This is a genomic window from Gilliamella sp. Pra-s52 (assembly GCF_009795805.1).
Classification (GTDB): Bacteria; Pseudomonadota; Gammaproteobacteria; order Enterobacterales; family Orbaceae; genus Gilliamella.
This window is the reverse complement of the sequence record NZ_WTEY01000007.1, coordinates 29,662-47,889: the sequence shown is the minus strand read 5'-3', so window position 1 is coordinate 47,889 and position 18,228 is coordinate 29,662. Positions and strand designations below refer to the sequence as shown.

Annotated in this window: 18 protein-coding genes and 2 pseudogenes; 4 read left to right on the top strand and 16 right to left on the bottom strand. The window is 35.4% G+C overall.

Going from position 1 to position 18,228, the window contains the following annotated elements:
- Positions 1-35: 35 nt before the first annotated feature.
- The 16 genes and pseudogenes from GQ594_RS06800 to GQ594_RS06730 all read right to left on the bottom strand — a co-directional run bounded on the left by GQ594_RS06800 (position 36) and on the right by GQ594_RS06730 (position 12,875).
- Positions 36-638, bottom strand: coding sequence for a MarC family protein (locus GQ594_RS06800; RefSeq protein WP_160400236.1), 603 nt, complete (start codon positions 636-638; stop codon positions 36-38).
- A 147-nt stretch (positions 639-785) separates the two neighbouring features.
- Entirely contained in the window at positions 786-1,136 is a 351-nt protein-coding gene (gene rplS, locus GQ594_RS06795) for a 50S ribosomal protein L19 (protein ID WP_034900792.1), read from the bottom strand.
- A 33-nt stretch (positions 1,137-1,169) separates the two neighbouring features.
- Positions 1,170-1,922, bottom strand: a complete 753-nt coding sequence (gene trmD / locus GQ594_RS06790) for a tRNA (guanosine(37)-N1)-methyltransferase TrmD (RefSeq protein ID WP_160400237.1) — start codon at positions 1,920-1,922, stop codon at positions 1,170-1,172.
- Between the two features lie 16 nt (positions 1,923-1,938).
- Positions 1,939-2,469, bottom strand: coding sequence for a ribosome maturation factor RimM (gene rimM / locus GQ594_RS06785; RefSeq protein ID WP_160400238.1), 531 nt, complete (start codon positions 2,467-2,469; stop codon positions 1,939-1,941).
- Between the two features lie 23 nt (positions 2,470-2,492).
- The gene (gene rpsP / locus GQ594_RS06780) at positions 2,493-2,741 is read right to left on the bottom strand and encodes a 30S ribosomal protein S16 (protein WP_034900786.1); all 249 of its coding nucleotides are present in this window, start codon (positions 2,739-2,741) and stop codon (positions 2,493-2,495) included.
- A gap of 257 nt (positions 2,742-2,998) precedes the next feature.
- On the bottom strand, positions 2,999-3,373 hold the full coding sequence (locus GQ594_RS06775; protein WP_160400239.1) for a DUF956 family protein: 375 nt from the start codon (positions 3,371-3,373) through the stop codon (positions 2,999-3,001).
- 170 nt (positions 3,374-3,543) lie between these two features.
- A complete protein-coding gene (locus GQ594_RS06770; protein WP_160400240.1) occupies positions 3,544-4,455 on the bottom strand; it encodes a PTS system mannose/fructose/sorbose family transporter subunit IID in 912 nt (303 codons plus the stop codon).
- Positions 4,456-4,471: 16 nt separating this feature from the next.
- Positions 4,472-5,272 (bottom strand): PTS mannose/fructose/sorbose transporter subunit IIC, encoded by an 801-nt coding sequence (locus tag GQ594_RS06765; RefSeq protein WP_160411909.1) that lies wholly within the window; start codon positions 5,270-5,272, stop codon positions 4,472-4,474.
- Between the two features lie 20 nt (positions 5,273-5,292).
- Positions 5,293-5,835 (bottom strand): annotated as a pseudogene (locus tag GQ594_RS12470) (PTS system mannose/fructose/N-acetylgalactosamine-transporter subunit IIB); the annotation flags it as partial.
- Between the two features lie 56 nt (positions 5,836-5,891).
- Positions 5,892-6,267: pseudogene (locus GQ594_RS12465) on the bottom strand (PTS sugar transporter subunit IIA); the annotation flags it as partial.
- A gap of 158 nt (positions 6,268-6,425) precedes the next feature.
- Positions 6,426-7,322: an N-acetylmuramic acid 6-phosphate etherase gene (murQ, locus tag GQ594_RS06755; RefSeq protein WP_160411911.1), complete on the bottom strand. Its 897-nt coding sequence runs from the start codon at positions 7,320-7,322 to the stop codon at positions 6,426-6,428.
- Entirely contained in the window at positions 7,309-8,496 is a 1,188-nt protein-coding gene (lplT, locus tag GQ594_RS06750; protein ID WP_160411912.1) for a lysophospholipid transporter LplT, read from the bottom strand. The genes murQ and lplT overlap by 14 nt, the downstream gene beginning before the upstream one ends.
- Before the next feature lie 15 nt (positions 8,497-8,511).
- Positions 8,512-10,653: a bifunctional acyl-ACP--phospholipid O-acyltransferase/long-chain-fatty-acid--ACP ligase gene (gene aas / locus GQ594_RS06745; RefSeq protein ID WP_160411913.1), complete on the bottom strand. Its 2,142-nt coding sequence runs from the start codon at positions 10,651-10,653 to the stop codon at positions 8,512-8,514.
- A 227-nt stretch (positions 10,654-10,880) separates the two neighbouring features.
- Positions 10,881-11,894, bottom strand: coding sequence for an NAD(P)H-dependent glycerol-3-phosphate dehydrogenase (gene gpsA / locus GQ594_RS06740; protein WP_202112509.1), 1,014 nt, complete (start codon positions 11,892-11,894; stop codon positions 10,881-10,883).
- Positions 11,895-11,934: 40 nt separating this feature from the next.
- Entirely contained in the window at positions 11,935-12,411 is a 477-nt protein-coding gene (gene secB / locus GQ594_RS06735) for a protein-export chaperone SecB (RefSeq protein ID WP_160400246.1), read from the bottom strand.
- Positions 12,412-12,434: 23 nt separating this feature from the next.
- Positions 12,435-12,875 (bottom strand): rhodanese-like domain-containing protein, encoded by a 441-nt coding sequence (locus GQ594_RS06730; RefSeq protein WP_160411914.1) that lies wholly within the window; start codon positions 12,873-12,875, stop codon positions 12,435-12,437.
- A 129-nt stretch (positions 12,876-13,004) separates the two neighbouring features.
- On the opposite strand from GQ594_RS06730, the gene GQ594_RS06725 reads away from it, so the two are divergent.
- From GQ594_RS06725 to glnG, 4 genes are all read left to right on the top strand, one after another.
- Positions 13,005-13,979 (top strand): DUF4952 domain-containing protein, encoded by a 975-nt coding sequence (locus GQ594_RS06725; RefSeq protein ID WP_160411915.1) that lies wholly within the window; start codon positions 13,005-13,007, stop codon positions 13,977-13,979.
- A 226-nt stretch (positions 13,980-14,205) separates the two neighbouring features.
- Positions 14,206-15,615 (top strand): glutamate--ammonia ligase, encoded by a 1,410-nt coding sequence (gene glnA / locus GQ594_RS06720; protein WP_160400249.1) that lies wholly within the window; start codon positions 14,206-14,208, stop codon positions 15,613-15,615.
- Between the two features lie 77 nt (positions 15,616-15,692).
- Positions 15,693-16,742, top strand: a complete 1,050-nt coding sequence (gene glnL / locus GQ594_RS06715; RefSeq protein WP_160411916.1) for a nitrogen regulation protein NR(II) — start codon at positions 15,693-15,695, stop codon at positions 16,740-16,742.
- 11 nt (positions 16,743-16,753) lie between these two features.
- Positions 16,754-18,211 carry a nitrogen regulation protein NR(I) gene (gene glnG, locus GQ594_RS06710; protein WP_160411917.1) on the top strand — a complete coding sequence of 486 codons (1,458 nt, stop codon included), beginning with the start codon at positions 16,754-16,756 and terminating at the stop codon, positions 18,209-18,211.
- The last annotated feature ends 17 nt before the right edge of the window (positions 18,212-18,228 follow it).

The window sequence follows — 18,228 nt, the reverse complement described above, 5'->3', positions numbered from 1 at the left end:
TATGATTACATACAATCGCTTTTTATTTTGGTGTCTTATTTTAAAAAAGCTGATATACCTGTAAATACAACCTGTGCAGCAATTGCTGATATCAATAGCCCCGTTAACTTTGATAAAATTGCAATTCCTGTGTTTTTTAATACTTTAGCAATTCTTTTTGCGCATAAAAGCATTGCATAAATTCCAGATGAAGCAATAAATAAAGAGATAGCACCAGTCATATTGGCAGCAAATCCTAGTGAGCTTGTTCCCATCACAATAATAGTACCAATGGATGCAGGCCCCATACATAGTGGGATTGCAAGGGGAACTACACTGATATCTTCATCGCTATTAATTTTGTTTTTTTCAGGCGAGTCGTTCATGAGTGAAACTGCAGTAATAAATAGTAATACCCCTGAACCAATTCGGAATGCGTCAAGCGTAAAGCCAAAAACACTAAACATAGTATTGCCAAAAAAGAAGAGTACGATACCAATGATGAAAACAGCGCAAGATGTTTTGAGTGCAGTTTTACGTTTAAGCTCTTCATTATATTGTTTTGTGCCACTTAAAAATGCGCTTAAGACAGCAGGTGGTGTCATTAATGCAAATAATTTTACCGTTGTTGATAAAATTGCAAAAATATAGTCAATCATAGTCCACCTTTTATATTAATTCTTTTAAAAACTACGTTAATTTACCAACAATAATTGTTGGGTTGAATTTTTTTTATTATATATAAAAACGGTCACCACGAAGGTGACCATCTTAATCTGATATTTTTATTGATAAACAATAAAAAATTAGTTAAGGCGCTCTTTAATACGAGCAGCTTTACCACGAAGTTCGCGTAAGTAGTATAGTTTAGCTTGACGTACTTGACCACGACGTTTCACAGTAATTGAATCAACAATTGGTGAGTGAGTTTGGAATACTCGTTCAACACCTTCGCCATTCGAGATTTTACGTACTGTAAATGCTGAATGTAAACCACGATTACGAATCGCAATGACGACACCTTCATAAGCTTGAAGACGTTTTTTGTTACCTTCAACAACCCATACTTTTACTTCAACCGTGTCACCAGGGCGAAAAGACGGGATGTCTTTTTTCATTTGTTCTTGTTCTAATTGCTGAATAATTGCATTTTTCATAATGTTATCTCTTATGCTAGTTTCACTGAAATATTAATTGCTTTGTTTATTGCTGTATTCATGTTTAAATTCAGCAAGTAAACATTGCTCTTCATCAGTCAGAGCTAGATTTGCAAGAAGATCTTCTCTTCTTAACCAAGTTCGTCCTAGTGATTGCTTTAATCGCCAACGACGAATCGCTTCATGGTGACCAGACATTAACACATCAGGCACCGCCATTCCATCTAACACCTCAGGCCGAGTATAGTGTGGACAATCAAGTAAACCGTTAGCAAAAGAGTCTTCTTCTGCTGATGATTGGTGATTTAATACGCCAGGAATAAATCTTGCTAGTGCATCAATCATTGTCATCGCCGGTATCTCTCCGCCACTTAACACGTAATCCCCAATTGACCATTCTTCATCAATTTCGGTTTGGATAACGCGTTCATCTATGCCTTCGTATCGTCCACAAATCAAAATTAATTTTTGATTTTTTGACAATTCGCAAACACCTTGTTGGTCTAATTTGCGCCCTTGCGGGGAAAGATAGATTACTTTTGTATTGTCACCTGCAACTGCTTTTGCCGCATGAATCGCATCCCTAAGTGGTTGTACCATCATTAACATGCCTGGACCACCACCATAAGGTCTGTCATCGACAGTCTTATGCTTATCATGCGCAAAATTGCGCGGATTCCAATAATCTACTGTTAACAGACCATTTTTTACTGCTCGACCAGTTACGCCATAACAGGTAATAGCTTGAAACATTTCGGGAAAAAGGCTAATTACGCCAATCCACATATTGTTACCTTACCAATTAAAAAGCGGGATCCCAATCGACCAAAACCGTTTTTGTTGTTAAATCAACTTGTTTAATGAATTGATCTTCAACAAAAGGAATCAAACGTTCTGTTGTTCCAAATGCATCTTTTAGATTTGCTTTTACCACCAATACATCATTAGATCCGGTTTCCATTAAATCAGTCACCAGCCCTAAATCATAACCATTAACTGTTTTTACTCGGCAACCAATGAGATCTTTCCAATAAAAATCACCATTGCTAAGTGCGGGTAATTTTTCTGCATCAACAAATACTTCAGCATTAGTTAGTGCATTAGCTTGATCTCGATCATCAATGCCTTTGAGTTTCACAATCATGTCTTGATTATGCGGTTTAAAGCTTTCTACGATTATTTCTTGCCATTGTCCAGCACGCTGGATATACCAAGGAGTATAATCAAAAATACTATCTGGAATTTCTGTAAACGAAAAAATTCTGATCCACCCACGAATTCCGTAGCTTGAACCAAGCTTGCCAACAACAATGAGGTTCTCAGTATTCATCATTACAGTGACTCTTAATAACTTTATTAAGCAGCTTTTTGTGCTTGTTTGATTAGTGCGTTAACACGATCAGAAACAGTTGCACCTAAACCAACCCAGTGATTTACGCGATCAAGATCTAAACGTAATTCTTCTGCTTTACCTTGTGCAATTGGATTAAAAAAGCCAACGCGCTCAATAAAACGACCATCACGTGGGTTACGGCTATCAGTGACAACTACTTGATAAAAAGGGCGCTTTTTAGAGCCGCCACGAGCTAAACGAATAGTTACCATAACATCCTCTTAAGTTAAAAAATAATCTTTTTTTTGCCCAACATGGACAAAATCAAAGCCCCAGAATTATACTCTTTCTAGTAAAAAGTGCAATGGCTGATTGTTGTTGATGTGATTCTATGTTGTTTGTTTAAGCTAACTTACAAAAAAGAATAGAAAAAATAGTATAATTATGATTTATTTAATTTTAGTGCCACAAAGAGCACTAAAAATAGTCCGTTTTATTTTATTTATCGAGAGTTATCGCAATGATGGTGCTATTTCTTTTTATTTTTTCGAAAAAAAGCCCGTTTTAAAACATCAAAAAAGCCCAGTGAGCGAACCATTTTTTGTCCGTCAACGTAAACTCGAATGGCTTTTAATACTTTTTTGGGGTCTTTAGATGCAAAGGTGAAAGTTCCATTTTTTTTGGTTTGAATTGAATAGCGGGGAATCCATCTACCGCCCAATAGCACAGATGCGACAACGTAGTCTACTTCGTCCCAAGGTATTTGTATATATTTACGAGGGTCATTTTTGTGGTAGAACTCAAAGGCTTTGTCGCCAATCATAATATTGCCATATTCTGTAAAACCAACGAAAGCTGTTGCTTGTGTGGTTAAGTCTAATTTAGTGTTTAATGATTGAACCATTATTATCCATAAATAAATTGGTAGTTTTATAAATTAACCTATTATTTTTAAATGTTAAATGAGTTAAAAATAATGGTTTTATCGAAAGATATAATAAAATGGTGATATATAAAAAGTACTATATATTAAAATATAGTACTTTTTTAGAAAATGTTATAAAACATTATATTTTATAACAGGCCGATTACATGCCCAACTATACCAACAATAAATAATCCAAGGATAATTAAAATTGGTGATACTTTTTTACGAAGTAACCACATGCAGAAGAAGGTCAATAGTAAAGGAACGAGTCCAGGTATTAATTGATCTAAGTTATTTTGTAAGGTGGTCACTTTTTCTTGAGTAAGTGATAATCCATTTTGGATTTGCATCAATGCTTTTTGAATGCCTTCTGCTCCAGCAGGTAATGAGTTCCAGTCAATGAATGCACCGTTATCTAATTTTACTTTTGAAACAACAGGCTGGAATTTTATTGACACCCATCTTTGCACTAAGGCTGCTAGGATGAACATCCCTAGAATAGAGGCACCTTTAGTAATTTTTTGTAGTAAACCGCCAGATAAATTATCAGTAATTTTTGAACCTGTACGATAACCAAATTCTTGGGTATACCACATAAAAGACCATCGAATAATATTCCATAAGAAAAAGAATAAAATTGGTCCCATAATATTGCCACTAAGCGCTAGCGAAGCACCAAGTGCACCAAGCATAGGGCGGACAGTAAACCAGAATACTGGATCACCAACACCAGCTAATGGTCCCATCATCCCGACTTTTACCCCTTGAATAGCTACATCGTCAACAGCTGCTCCATTAGCTCGTTCTTCTTCAAGTGCAAGCGTTACGCCAAGGACAGGCGAAGCTAAATAAGGGTGAGTATTAAAAAATTCTAAGTGGCGTTTAAGGGCTGCTGAACGATCTTCTTTGTTAGTATATAATTTTTTGATAGCCGGAATCATTGAATAAACCCAACCACCATTTTGCATACGTTCATAGTTCCAAGAACCTTGAAGGAAAGTTGAGCGCCAAGCAACAGCTAAACGATCTTTTTTACTTAATTGAATTCTATCAGTCATTTTTTTCTCCAAGTTCCTAGTAATCATTTAAAATATCATCAAGTGGATCACCTTTACTGCCACCATTTGATGAATTGCCACGTTCAGAAAGATTGAGATAAATCAGTGCTAATGCAATACCTAATGCACCAAGTGCAATTAGTGTAAGCTGTGATATAGCTGCGACTACAAAACCAATAATGAAAAATGGCCATACTTCACGGTTTGCCATCATATTGATTACCATTGCATAACCAACAGCAACCACCATTCCTCCACCAATAGCCATACCTGTTGTTAGCCATTTTGGCATTGCGTCTAGTGCGCTTTTAACTGCTTCGGCAGGAATAAAGAGTAATGCTGCTGCTGGAATTGCGATTCTTAAACCTTGTAAGCAAATACCTGAAATTTGTAATAATTCAATTTTTCGGAAATTGCCTTCTTCTGCTGCCGCATCCATCATATGTACTAACGGGACGGCAATGGTTCGAACTACCATAGTTAAAAATAGCCCTGCAACAGCCAAAGGAATAGCGATAGCAATGGCAGTAGATACACCAGCAACACCTTGTCCACCTAGCACTAAAATAATTGATGAAGCAATAGATGCTAGTGCTGCATCGGGTGCTACGGCTGCACCAATGTTAGCCCAACCAAGTGCAATCATTTGCAATGAACCACCTAGTACAACACCTGCTTCTAAATTACCTGTCACTAATCCAATTAATGAACAAGCAACTAAAGGTTGATGGAATTGGAATTGATCTAAAATACCTTCCATCCCTGCTAAAAAGGCGATAAATATCACCAAAATGATAGCAATAATTGATAATGTCATAATATAACCCCTTAAATAAACTAATTCTTTTGTTGCGCTAATTCTTCTTTCGCTTTTTTTAGTAATTCGTCCATATTGCTATTAGAATCGTTAGGAACTTTGCGAACATCAAATTTTATATTTTTTGTTTTTAATTTTTCAAATGTTTCGACATCTTCAGCATTCATTGATAGTACTTTGTTTACCATAACTTTGCCTACAGAGTGAGCCATCGATCCCACATTAATCTCATTGATGTCAACACCACCTTCTATTGTTCGTAATACATCTTGCGGTGTTTCAAATAAAAGTAAAGCTTTTGTATTTCCAAAACGTGGATCGCGAGATACCTCAATAATTTTTTTGATAGGAACAACATTGGCTTTTACACCAGGAGGTGCTGCTTCTTCAATGAGTTTTTTTCTTAACTTATCTTTGGATACTGAGTCAGAAACGACAATAATACGATTAGGGGTTGTTGATTTAGTCCAAGCAGTAGCAACTTGACCATGCAATAAGCGGGAATCAATACGAGCTAATACAATTTTCATTTTGCCATCCCCAAGTACTGTACCTTCTGGAATAGTCGATGATTGTTTGCTTGATTGAGTATTATTTGTTGGAGTCTCGACCGTTGTACGAACGCCTTCTTTACTTGGTTCAATAATTGCAGCGGCAATTTCTTTAGCACTTTCCATTGAAAAGCGAGAGGAATAGGCTTCAATTAACATAGGTAGATTTAAACCGGCTACAATAGCCCAGTTGTTATGCTCTCCACATAAATTATTGGCCTGATTAAATGGTGTTCCTCCCCATAAATCAACTAAAAAAAGTATTTCGTCTTGATTATCAAATGTAGCTATTGCTTCAAGCATTCGCTCTTTTAAACTTTCCGGACTATCACTTGGATGCAAGGTAACAGCTTTAACATTTTCTTGCTCTCCAAATATCATCGTTCCTGATTGTAGAATACCTTCAGCAAACTCCCCATGAGTTGCTAGGATAATTCCAACCATAATAACTACCTCCTAATTTTTATATTAATTACATAATATAAAGTCTATAAAATAAAAATACTCAGTTATTTTACACTACAAAATAAGCTAAAAAATATTTACTCATCACATTATAGTAAAAAATACTTTTGTTTTTATCAAAATACGATTGGTGAGCGCTATAATGCTCGACGAATAAAGCCATTATTCTTATTAAGGACTTGTTTAGCTTGTGCTGCATTTAGACCAGAAAGAATCATTAAAATGGCAGTTTTGCAATGCTTTTGGCATTGATTTAATGCTTGAATAGCCATTTCTCGACTACAATCGGTGGATTGCATGACGATTGATATTTGTCGCTCAATGAGTTTTGCGTTGGTCGCCTCGACATCAACCATGAGATTGCCGTACACTTTACCTATTTTAATCATGCTGGCTGTAGTTAGCATATTTAGTACCAGTTTTTGTGCTGTACCGGCTTTCATTCTTGACGAGCCAGTAATTACCTCAGCACCAACAATAGGCGTGATTGCTATATCTGCTATGTTAATCATTGGGGCTTTAGGGTTGCAGCATAAACTGACGACAGTTGCTCCGATTGATTTGGCATATTGCATACCGCCTATTACATAAGGTGTGCGCCCACTAGCTGCAATGCCAACTAAAATATCATTTGGGTTAAAATTGACTTTTTTTAGGTCATTAATCGCCAACTCAGAATTGTCTTCGGCGTTCTCAACTGCTTTAAAAATAGCAGAGTTTCCTCCTGCAATTAGGCCAATAACTTGTTCGGGCGGTGTGCCATAAGTAGGTGGGCATTCACTTGCGTCTAAAATACCTAGCCGGCCAGAAGTACCTGCACCAATATAGATTAATCGTCCTTGATTTAAAAAGCTCTGGCTAATTGCATCGACAGCTTTTGCTATGTTTATTAGCTCTTTTTCAACAGCAAGTGCAACTTGTTTATCTTCATTGTTGATTATTTGTAGTATTTCCAGCGTGGAACAGTTATCTATTGTTTCACTATTTGGGTTACGACTTTCGGTTAACATACCCGATAGGTTAATTTTTTGCATTCTTTTTTAGTCCTAACCATAACAAAAATATCACTATAGCAAATAAACTACCAAAGCCAACGCCTATAGTAATTACTGATAATTTTAACGCAACTGCTAACGTATAAATCCCTAACATTACCATCATTGCAGTATATTCACTCAAATTTTGCACGGAAATAACACTGCCGGCACCAACCAATTCTTTGCCTATTTTTTGAATAAATGCATTTAATGGCACTAAAAAGAAACCGCCTAATGCACCAATAACAATAAGTAATATATAAGATGAAATGATATGGCCTTGTAATGTAAAGGCGATTACAGCTATTCCCATCATTATTCCTGCCGGAATACAACGTAATGTGTTGTTAATTGAAATAAATGTACTTGCTAGCCCTGCACCAATTACAATTCCGATAGCAACTATCGCGTTAAGGTTTGTTGGTGTAGCGTTGTCATGAATATCTAAAATAGCAGGAACCCAACTAATTAATAGAAAACGTAAAGTAATACCTGCTCCCCAAAACAAACTGGTACCTAATAGTGTAAATAAAACACGTTTATTGTTGCATATGATTTCTACTGTATTAGTAAAATCGTTTACCATATCGATAAATTGCCATGAAATATTTTGCCGTGCAGCAGGTAACTTAGGAATGAAAAAATTAGCAATAACCGCTAGTCCATACATTAATATACAAGTAAGTAAGGATGCATTTATATTAAAGTCAGCTATATGACCACCAGCTAGCGAACCAAGCAAAATTGCCGCAATGGTAGATGCTTCAATTAATCCATTTGCTTTAACTAAATTATTGCCTGTAGTGAGTTCACCTAAAATTCCGTATTTAGCAGGAGAATAAGCAGCAGCTCCTATGCCAACTAAAAAGTAACTAACAAAAGGACTTATATTTAAACAAATACAACCTGCACCTAATAATTTGATACTATTTGAAATCATCATTGCTTTGCCTTTTGACATGCTGTCAGCAAATTGACCCACAAAAGGTGAAAGTATGATAAACGGTACGACAAAACTAATCTGTAATACCGATTGGCTCCAGGTTGGATAATGCAAATTTTTAATGAAAGCTAAGATGGCAAAAAAAATTGCGTTATCGGCAAATGCTGAAAAAAACTGCGCTAGCATGGTCGCGACCATGCCTTTGCTTAATAGTGAATGCTGTTTCATATGACATCTCTTTGTTTATTCATCAGCCATTTTTCGTAGGGTAATAAAGTCGATTTTACCTGTACCTAGTAATGGTAATGCTTTGACCACACGAATATCACGAGGAACAGCTAATGCAGGGATACCTAATTCTTGAGCGGCTAGGTTAAGTTGTTCTCGATTTAATTTTTCAGAAGTCGTAAATAAGACAATCGCTTCACCTTTAGCCACATCAGCTTTAACTGTTGCTCCATGCATTGCATCTGAGTCGATTTTTTTTGCTAAGGTTTCAACACTTTCTAATGAAACCATTTCGCCTGCAATTTTGGCAAATCGTTTTAGGCGTCCTTTGATCGTTACAAATCCTTCTCTATCGATAGCAACGATATCACCAGTATCATACCAACCTTTTTCGGACTTCCCATGTTCATCGATAGCGACTGGTTCTTCAAGTTTGCCTGGGTTTTCAACACGCAAATAACCTTTCATAACATTAGGTCCTTTGACTTGTAATTCACCGCCATCACTAATACCTGGAACGTGAATTAATCTTGATGTCATGCCCGGCAATAATCGCCCTACAGTACCCGCTTTAAATGCCATGGGAACATTAAGTGCTACAACTGGTGCACATTCGGTAACACCATAACCTTCCAAAATACGAATACCATATTTATCTTTCCATTGTTCTCGTACTGCGTCTGATAGCTTTTCAGCACCTGCAACAACATAGCGTAAACGCATAAAATCATATGGATGTGCATAACGGGCATAGTTTGCCAAGAAAGTTGGGGTACCAAATAAGACCGTACAGTTTTGGTCATAAATAATTTCAGGGACCATACGGTAATGTAATGGATTTGGATATAAAAATGTACGGCTACCTGAAAATAGTGGTAAAAATAACCCTGCGGTAATACCAAAGGCATGGAATAGCGGTAAAGCCGACATGAAGCGATCTGCGGGGGTTGGATCTATAACAGTCCGAATTTGTTCAACATTAGCAAGTAGGCTTCCATGGCTATGGACAACACCTTTGGGATTTCCCTCTGAACCAGAGGTGAATAGTATTAGTGCTTCATCATCACTTGACTGAGAGCATTTAACTAATCGAGGAATATACTGATGAATTGCGATATAAAGTTTATCTGTAACGGTTAAATTATGGCGTAGATCTTCAAGAAAACACCACTTAACATCTTTGATTTCTTCAAGTAGATAATCAAGTTTACCTTTTCTAATAAATTTGCGTGAAGTAATAATCGTTTTAATTTCGGCAGCCGTAATAGCACAGTTCAAACCTTTTGTTCCAGCGGTATAGTTAAGCATTGCTGGAATTCGATTTTTTACTGATAAACCAAAAATAGTTGCAACAGTAATGGTTGCATTTGGTAACAAAACACCCACTCGCTCTTTGTCTTTGGTAATTTTGGCAATAATGCAACTAACGCCAATAATTTGTTTGAGTAGATTACGATAAGAAGCTTCATGTGTTGTTGGATCTTGCACCATTCTTGATTTAACGCCATAGCGAACTTGTGCTTCTAATAATGCTTCAAAAAGTGTTAACTTGGGACGACTTGCCATACGAGCATTCATCATAATTTGATGAAGTTTTTCACCTGCAATATAACGTCGTTCACTAGCCTTAGGTGCATCAGGCATTGCAATTGATTTCGGTTCAAGTACATGAATGGCTACTTTGGGAAATAAGCGACGTTTAAATAATCCTTTTAAACGGCTGGTCAGAGTAAATTCTGCTCCTTCTATCCAAACTGGTACGATGGTTGCTTGAGAACGTGCTGCAACAAAAGCTGCGCCATCATAAATTTTCATTAAAGAACCTGTTATAGTAATTCTTCCTTCAGGAAATATCACTATAGGGCGACCTTTTTCAATTTCTCTAACTAATCGCTTAATTGCCATTGGACTGAGAGGATCCATTGGCACAAAATCAACATAACGCTTTGCTAAGCGGACTAACCAGTGATTAATATAACCCGAATAAATAGCAAAAACGGGTCTTACAGGTAAAAATACACCGATTAGAATACCATCAAGGAAAGATACATGATTAGGAGTAATAAGAAGTCTATCTTGTTTTAAGTTTTCAAAATTACCATGAATTTTTACATGGAATAAGATCTTTAAGAAAAATTTTAATATTTTAAATAACATCTGATTTCTCAAGTATCGTGCAAAATTACACTCTGTAATAATAGTGAAAATATAGAAAATATACAAGAAATGTGATTTTTGTTATATAAAACAAGTTGTTAAAATTTTATTCACAATGATTATTGATTTAAAAAATGGATATTAAATATAAAAAACTAAAAAAATTGGTATTGAAAAGTAGTTTTTATTAAAAAAGTTTTAGGTAGATAGATAGTTGAGTATAAAAACTAGCTTTTTAGCTCTTCTTTTTGCGACCGTCCAAGTAATGCCATTGCAGCTTGTTTGGGTTCTTTGTTTTCATAAAGAACTTGATAAATTTGTTCGGTTATTGGCATATCAACATGGTATTTTTGGGCTAGTAACCAGACTTCTTTGGTATTATTACGCCCCTCAACAACTTGTGCAATGGCATCTTGGGCTTCTTGAATTGATTTATTTTGACCAAGTAAAATTCCAAAACGACGATTACGGGATTGATTATCTGTGCAAGTTAAAACAAGATCACCAAGTCCTGCCATTCCCATAAAGGTTGCAGGATCTGCGCCCAATACTTCACCTAATCGCATCATTTCGGCAAGTCCACGGGTAATTAACGCTGTTCTAGCATTGGCTCCAAAACCAAGACCATCAGATAATCCTGCGCCAATAGCGATAACATTTTTAATTGCACCACCAAGTTGCACACCAATAAAATCTTTGCTGCTATAAACACGAAAGCTTTTACTACAATGAAATAAATGTTGTAGTTGAGTTAAAAACTGCTCATCAGTCGATGCGACAGTTACTGCTGTAGGTAGGCCGGATGCTACTTCTTTGGCAAATGTTGGACCTGAAATAACTGCTAATGAAATTTGATTACCTAAAATCTCTCTTGCGACATCTTGTAATAATCGACCTGTATCAACTTCTAGTCCTTTTGTTGCCCAAACTATTTTAGTCTCTTTGCGCAAAAAAGGTTTGATTTGCGTTAGTGTGCTTGCAAAAGCGTGGCTTGGTACCACTATGAGTAAAATAGGTGCAGCTGAAACTGCTGTTTTTAAATCACTTTCAATTTGTAATAAATCTGGAAAAGGAATATCGGGTAAAAATTGTTTATTTTGCCTATCATGCTGCAAAATGGTCATTTTATTTGGGTTATGTCCCCATAATAGAGTGGAATGACCATTTCGTGCTAGTAAAATAGCTAAAGAAGTCCCGTAGGAGCCTGCGCCAATTACTGTAACTGCAGCATTTTTTTTCATAATATTCCAATAAACTTATCGTTAATTAACTAAAACATTATTATTGTAATGTTTCGGTCGATTCCGCTTGTTGTTGCTGTTGTTGAAGATAATTAATGAATAAAGCTTCAAAATTTACTGGTTCTAAATTTACTTGAGGGAATGTTCCTTTGTTAACTAAACTGGAAATAACTTCACGCGCGTAAGGGAACAAAATATTTGGGCAGTAAGCGCCAACACAATGTTGAATTTGGCCGTCGTCAAATCCGATAAGTGAAAAAATACCTGCTTGAGTTACTTCACAAATATATACTACCTCATCTTGTTGTTTTGCCGTTAAAGTGACACGTAGCGCAACTTCGTACACATTTTCACTTAATGTTTGTGAAGATGAGTTTAACTCAATATTTAATTCCGGTTGCCATTGCTTGGTAAAAATTTCAGGAACATTGTTAGTTTCAAATGAAACATCTTTAGTATAAATGCGTTGAATAGCAAATTGTGTTTCGGGTTGTTGTGTATTGTTTTGTTCTGTCATAATAAAACCTTATTTTTATAAAATTATTTTCTAACTAATGGTAAATTTTCGCCGTTCCATCCTGCAATGCCATCTTTTAAGGCATGAACATATAAAAAACCTTGTTTAACAAGTATTTCACCTATACCTGCTGATGATAACCCATTCTCATCGATCAAAATAACAATTTTATCTTTAAATTTTTCAATTGTTTTTGCACTCGCATTTTTAATGTCGATAGGTAAAACATTGTGAGAATCTGTGATATGTCCTTTTTTAAAACTATCCGCAGAACGAATATCAATAATAACGGCATCTTGCTTATTAATCATCTGGATAGCTTGTGCATTATTAATAATTTTAACTTTAGATAGTTTTCCTTTAATGGTTAATACAATGATTGCAATAAATAAAACTATCCAACCTAATGAAAGTAAAAGATGGTTTTTTACAAAAGGTATAATTTCGAGTGTAATAAATTCCATACTTGTATGATTACCTAATTTTTTAAATATAAGTATTGATTATAACTATATTATGTACTGAAATACAGTACCAAAAGAGAAATCTTATTCTATAAAAATAGGGATTATTAAATTTTAAGGAAAAAATAAATGCATATTCGAAAGTTTATTTTCATGTTTTGTTTATTTTGTTGTTCAATTTTCCCTGTTTGGTCTGATGACAATTCTGATTATATCAATCAGCAAATTGATATAGATAATTCTTATCCTTATATAGAGCAGAACTTAAGTGATTTACATCGTTATATAGAAAATGGTGATTATCATAAGGTTTATAGTGATTATGTGAAATTGATGAAGAAAACTGAACTTTATTTTCCCAAGAAATTTTATGTTCAGCGTTCCCTTGCTTGGTTAATTTTAAATGGATATGGTACCGAGCAAGATCTACATAAAGCGGCTGATCTTTATTATGATGTTTATCGAGATTTCAATCAATTTAATCATGATTTGATGATGAGTGAGGTGAATGCTGCACATTATATTAGTCAACAAGAAAAATTGTGGAATTTAATGTTTGTTGATATTGTTTCAAATAGCCATTATGTTTCTGCAAAACAAAAGTCAGACTTATTTGCAACTTTATTTCCTAATAATCCAAATGTATTAATCCAATTTAATGAACAAATTTCTGAGTTAAAGAAAACAAAACTTCGTAACGTAAAAATCAAACATCCTGAATATTTTCCTCACTATTACTATGATCCTGATTTAACTTGTCGTGATTTTTTGCGTGAGTTTGATGCAGATGCACCCGATTTCTTTAAATATAATGATTGTATAAAAAATGACAAAGGACAAGGAAAACCGCTTGAAGTCATTTATAAAATTGAAGGTAAATATGCTAAACAAGCACATCAGTATTTAGCTAACACCATGGGAATAAGTGAACTGAAATTAATTTGCTGTTATTGGGGTACGGATGGTTATCCCTCTACATCATTCGTAAATCCTAAAGATCATATGCTGTATAGTGTGGTATTTAGTTCAGAAGAAACGATCGAGTATGACTGGAATAAAATAACTTTTTATTTGAGCATTAAAGCACTACGAGAAGATATATAGGACATAAAAATTGGTTTTAATTTTTATGTGACTATTTTGGTGCATTATTTCGGTGCTTGTTGCTTTATTTTAGTGCAATTGTAATATTTATGTTACTATAGCTGCTTATAAAGCTACTAAAAAATAGAGTTAAAAAATTGGCATCATATTTGCATATAATCTAATAACTCGGCAAGAACGCCTTTTAAACTGAACAATTATTATTTGTCCTTAATGGAGAAGCTACATGTCTACACAAAAAGTTTTAAAATTGATTAAAGAAAATGATGTAAAATTTGTTGATTTACGTTTTACTGATACTAAAGGTAAAGAACAACACGTAACTATCCCTGTTAATCAAATTGATGATGATTTTTTTGAAGAAGGCAAAATGTTTGATGGTTCATCAATTGCTGGTTGGAAAGGAATTAATGAATCAGATATGGTATTAATGCCTGATGCCTCAACGGCGGTAATTGATCCATTTTTTGAAGATGCAACATTAAATCTACGTTGTGATGTATTAGAACCAGCAACGTTGCAAGGGTATGATCGTGACCCTCGTTCAATTGCTAAACGAGCTGAAGAGTTTTTAAAATCATCAGGTATTGCTGATACCGTTATTTTTGGGCCTGAACCAGAATTCTTTTTATTTGATGATATTCGTTTTGGTTCGCCAATGTCAGGTAGCTTTGTGCATATTGATGATATCGAAGCTGCTTGGAATTCTGGTACTAAATATGAAGAAGGCAATAAAGGTCATCGCCCTGGTGTGAAAGGTGGTTATTTTCCACTTCCTCCGGTTGATTCATCACAAGATATTCGTTCTGAAATGTGTTTAATTATGGAACAACTTGGTCTAGTGGTTGAAGCTCATCATCATGAAGTGGCAACCGCGGGTCAAAACGAAATTGCATGTCGTTTTAATACGTTAACCAAAAAAGCTGATGAAGTACAAATCTATAAATATGTAGTACAAAATGTTGCACACGCTTATGGTAAAACAGCAACATTTATGCCAAAACCAATGTTTGGTGACAATGGTTCAGGTATGCACTGTCACCAATCATTAGCGAAAGATGGTGTAAATTTATTTGCTGGCGATAAATATGCAGGTCTTTCTGAAATGGCATTATTCTATATTGGCGGTATTATTAAACACGCTAAAGCAATTAATGCATTTACTAACCCTGCGACTAACTCTTATAAACGTTTAGTACCAGGCTATGAAGCACCAGTTATGCTTGCTTACTCTGCGCGTAACCGTTCTGCATCAATTCGTATTCCTGTTGTAACTAGCCCTAAAGCTCGTCGTATTGAAGTTCGTTTCCCAGATCCAGCTGGTAATCCATATTTATCTTTTGCTGCGCAGTTAATGGCTGGTTTAGATGGTATCATCAATAAAATTCATCCTGGCGATGCTATGGATAAAAACTTATATGACTTACCACCAGAAGAATCTAAATTAATCCCACAAGTTGCAGGTTCACTAGAGGAAGCTCTCAGCGCACTAGATGCGGATCGCGAATTCTTAACTCGTGGTAACGTATTTACTAACGACACTATTGATGCTTATATCGATTTAAAACGTCAAGATGTTGATCGTGTACGTATGACTCCACACCCAGTTGAGTTTGAAATGTACTATAGCTTATAAGTTATTTTTGAAATAATTTAAATCACTAAACCACCGCTAGCATGCGGTGGTTCCTAAATCAGGACGGAAAACCGACGATGACATTTGCTAATGAATCTGATGCTAATCTTGTTCTCGATTCAATGATTACAAGTATTTTACTACTTGATAAAAAACTCAATATTCTTTACGTCAATACTGCAGCACAACAGTTATTAGCACAAAGTAACAAAAAAATACTAGAAAGTTATTTTCCAGATTTATTAAGTTATTTTTCATTAGATATTAATTTAATGCTTGGTGCATTAGAACAAAATCAAGGTTTTACCGATAATGAAGTTAATTTAGTTATTAATAATGAACTACATATTTTATCGTTGACCGCTCAGCTATTGGGTAATGGTCGTATTTTAATTGAGATGGTTCCATTAAATAATCATAAACGCCTTAGTCAAGAACAACTGCAACAAGCTCAGCAAAATGCCGCTCGTGAATTAGTTAGAGGACTTGCTCATGAAATTAAAAATCCATTAGGAGGATTAAGAGGCGCCGCTCAGTTATTATCACGTGAATTACCTAAAAATGAATTACAAGATTATACAAAAATCATTATTGAACAGGCAGACAGGTTACGAAATCTTGTAGATAGATTATTAGGACCACAACAACGATTACAACAAAAAGAGCAAAGTATCCATCAAGCAATAGAGCGCATCTATGCTTTACTGTGTTTAGAAAAGCCAATCAATATTGGGATTTTTCGTGATTATGACCCAAGCTTACCGGATTTTATTCATGACTCTGAACAAATAGAGCAAGTGATTCTAAATATTGTTCGTAATGCTTTACAGGCTATTGGTTCTAATTCTGGCACAATTACTATTAGGACAAGAACGGCTTTTCAGGTTACTTTACACGGACAACGTTACCGCTTATGTGCTCGTATCGATATTGAAGATACGGGTCCAGGTGTGCCTGTTCATATTCAAGATACCTTATTTTATCCTATGGTGAGTGGTTATGAAGGTGGTACAGGTATTGGGCTTTCTATTGCACATAATATTGTTGATCAACATCGTGGTAAAATTGAATTTAATAGTTGGCCAGGGCATACAATGTTTTCTGTCTATTTGCCAATTAAGCAGTGAGGTAAATTAAAATGAATGTTTGGATTGTTGATGATGATAGCTCCATTCGCTGGGTATTAGAAAAAGCACTAACACATGCCAATTTTAATTGTGTCTGTTTTTCGACAGGGCAAGAGGTTATGGAGGCTTTGGACACTTATGTTGAAAAACCAGTGGTGTTAATTTCGGATATTAAAATGCCGGGGCTTGATGGTTTAACATTACTTCATTATGTTAAAGAAAAATTGCCTCATTTACCTGTTATTATTATGACTGCGCATTCGGATCTTGATGCAGCAGTGAATGCTTATCAAAAAGGTGCTTATGATTATATTCCAAAACCTTTTGATGTGGATGAAGTTATACAACTGGTTGAAAGGGCGATTTCTCAAACTCAAACTAATAAAACTAACAATAATACAAGTACAAAAGCATCAACAGGAATCATTGGCGAAGCCCCTTCAATGCAAGAGGTATTTCGTATTATTGGGCGATTATCTAAATCATCAATTAGTGTACTGATCAATGGCGAATCAGGCACAGGTAAAGAGTTAGTTGCTAAAGCTCTACATACCCACAGTCCACGTTCACAATCCCCTTTTATTGCGTTAAATATGGCCGCAATTCCTAAAGACCTAATTGAATCTGAACTGTTTGGGCATGAAAAAGGCGCTTTTACTGGTGCAGCTCAAATTAGGCATGGACGGTTTGAACAAGCTAATGGTGGCACTTTGTTTTTGGACGAAATTGGTGATATGCCACTTGATGTTCAAACTCGATTACTCAGAGTTTTAGCTGATGGGCAATTTTATCGTATTGGGGGGTATTCACCCATTAAAGTTGACGTGCGAATTATTGCTGCTACACATCAAGATTTAGAAGCAAGAGTCAGAGAAGGTAAATTTAGAGAAGACTTATTTCACCGTTTGAATGTTATTCGTATATTACTTCCACCTTTACGGGATAGGTCGCAAGATATTCCAAAACTTGCCGAGCACTTTTTGTATACTACAGCAAAAGAACTTGGTGTAGAAAGTAAAATATTAAGACCCGAAGCATTAGATGTTTTATGTCGATTTAACTGGCCAGGTAATGTTCGCCAACTTGAAAACACCTGTCGATGGATCACTGTAATGTCTTCCAGTAAAGAGGTTCTTGTTCAAGATTTACCACCAGAATTGTTGCTGTCATCAACAACTAAAACGGTTGCGACAAATGATGAATATTCAGCATTGTCTACTACCCTATTGCCACAACAACAAGCCGATTGGAAACTATTATTTGAACAATGGGCAAAACAAGCCCTTATGAGTGGGAAAACAGGCATTTTGACTGAAGCGATACATGATGTTGAATGTATCTTATTAAAAAGTGCCCTCAATTTTACTAGAGGTCATAAACAGGATGCCGCTCATCTATTAGGGTGGGGACGCAATACGTTAACTCGAAAACTTAAAGATTTATCTGTTGATTCAAATCAAAATTTTTAAATATCAATATTTTTTAT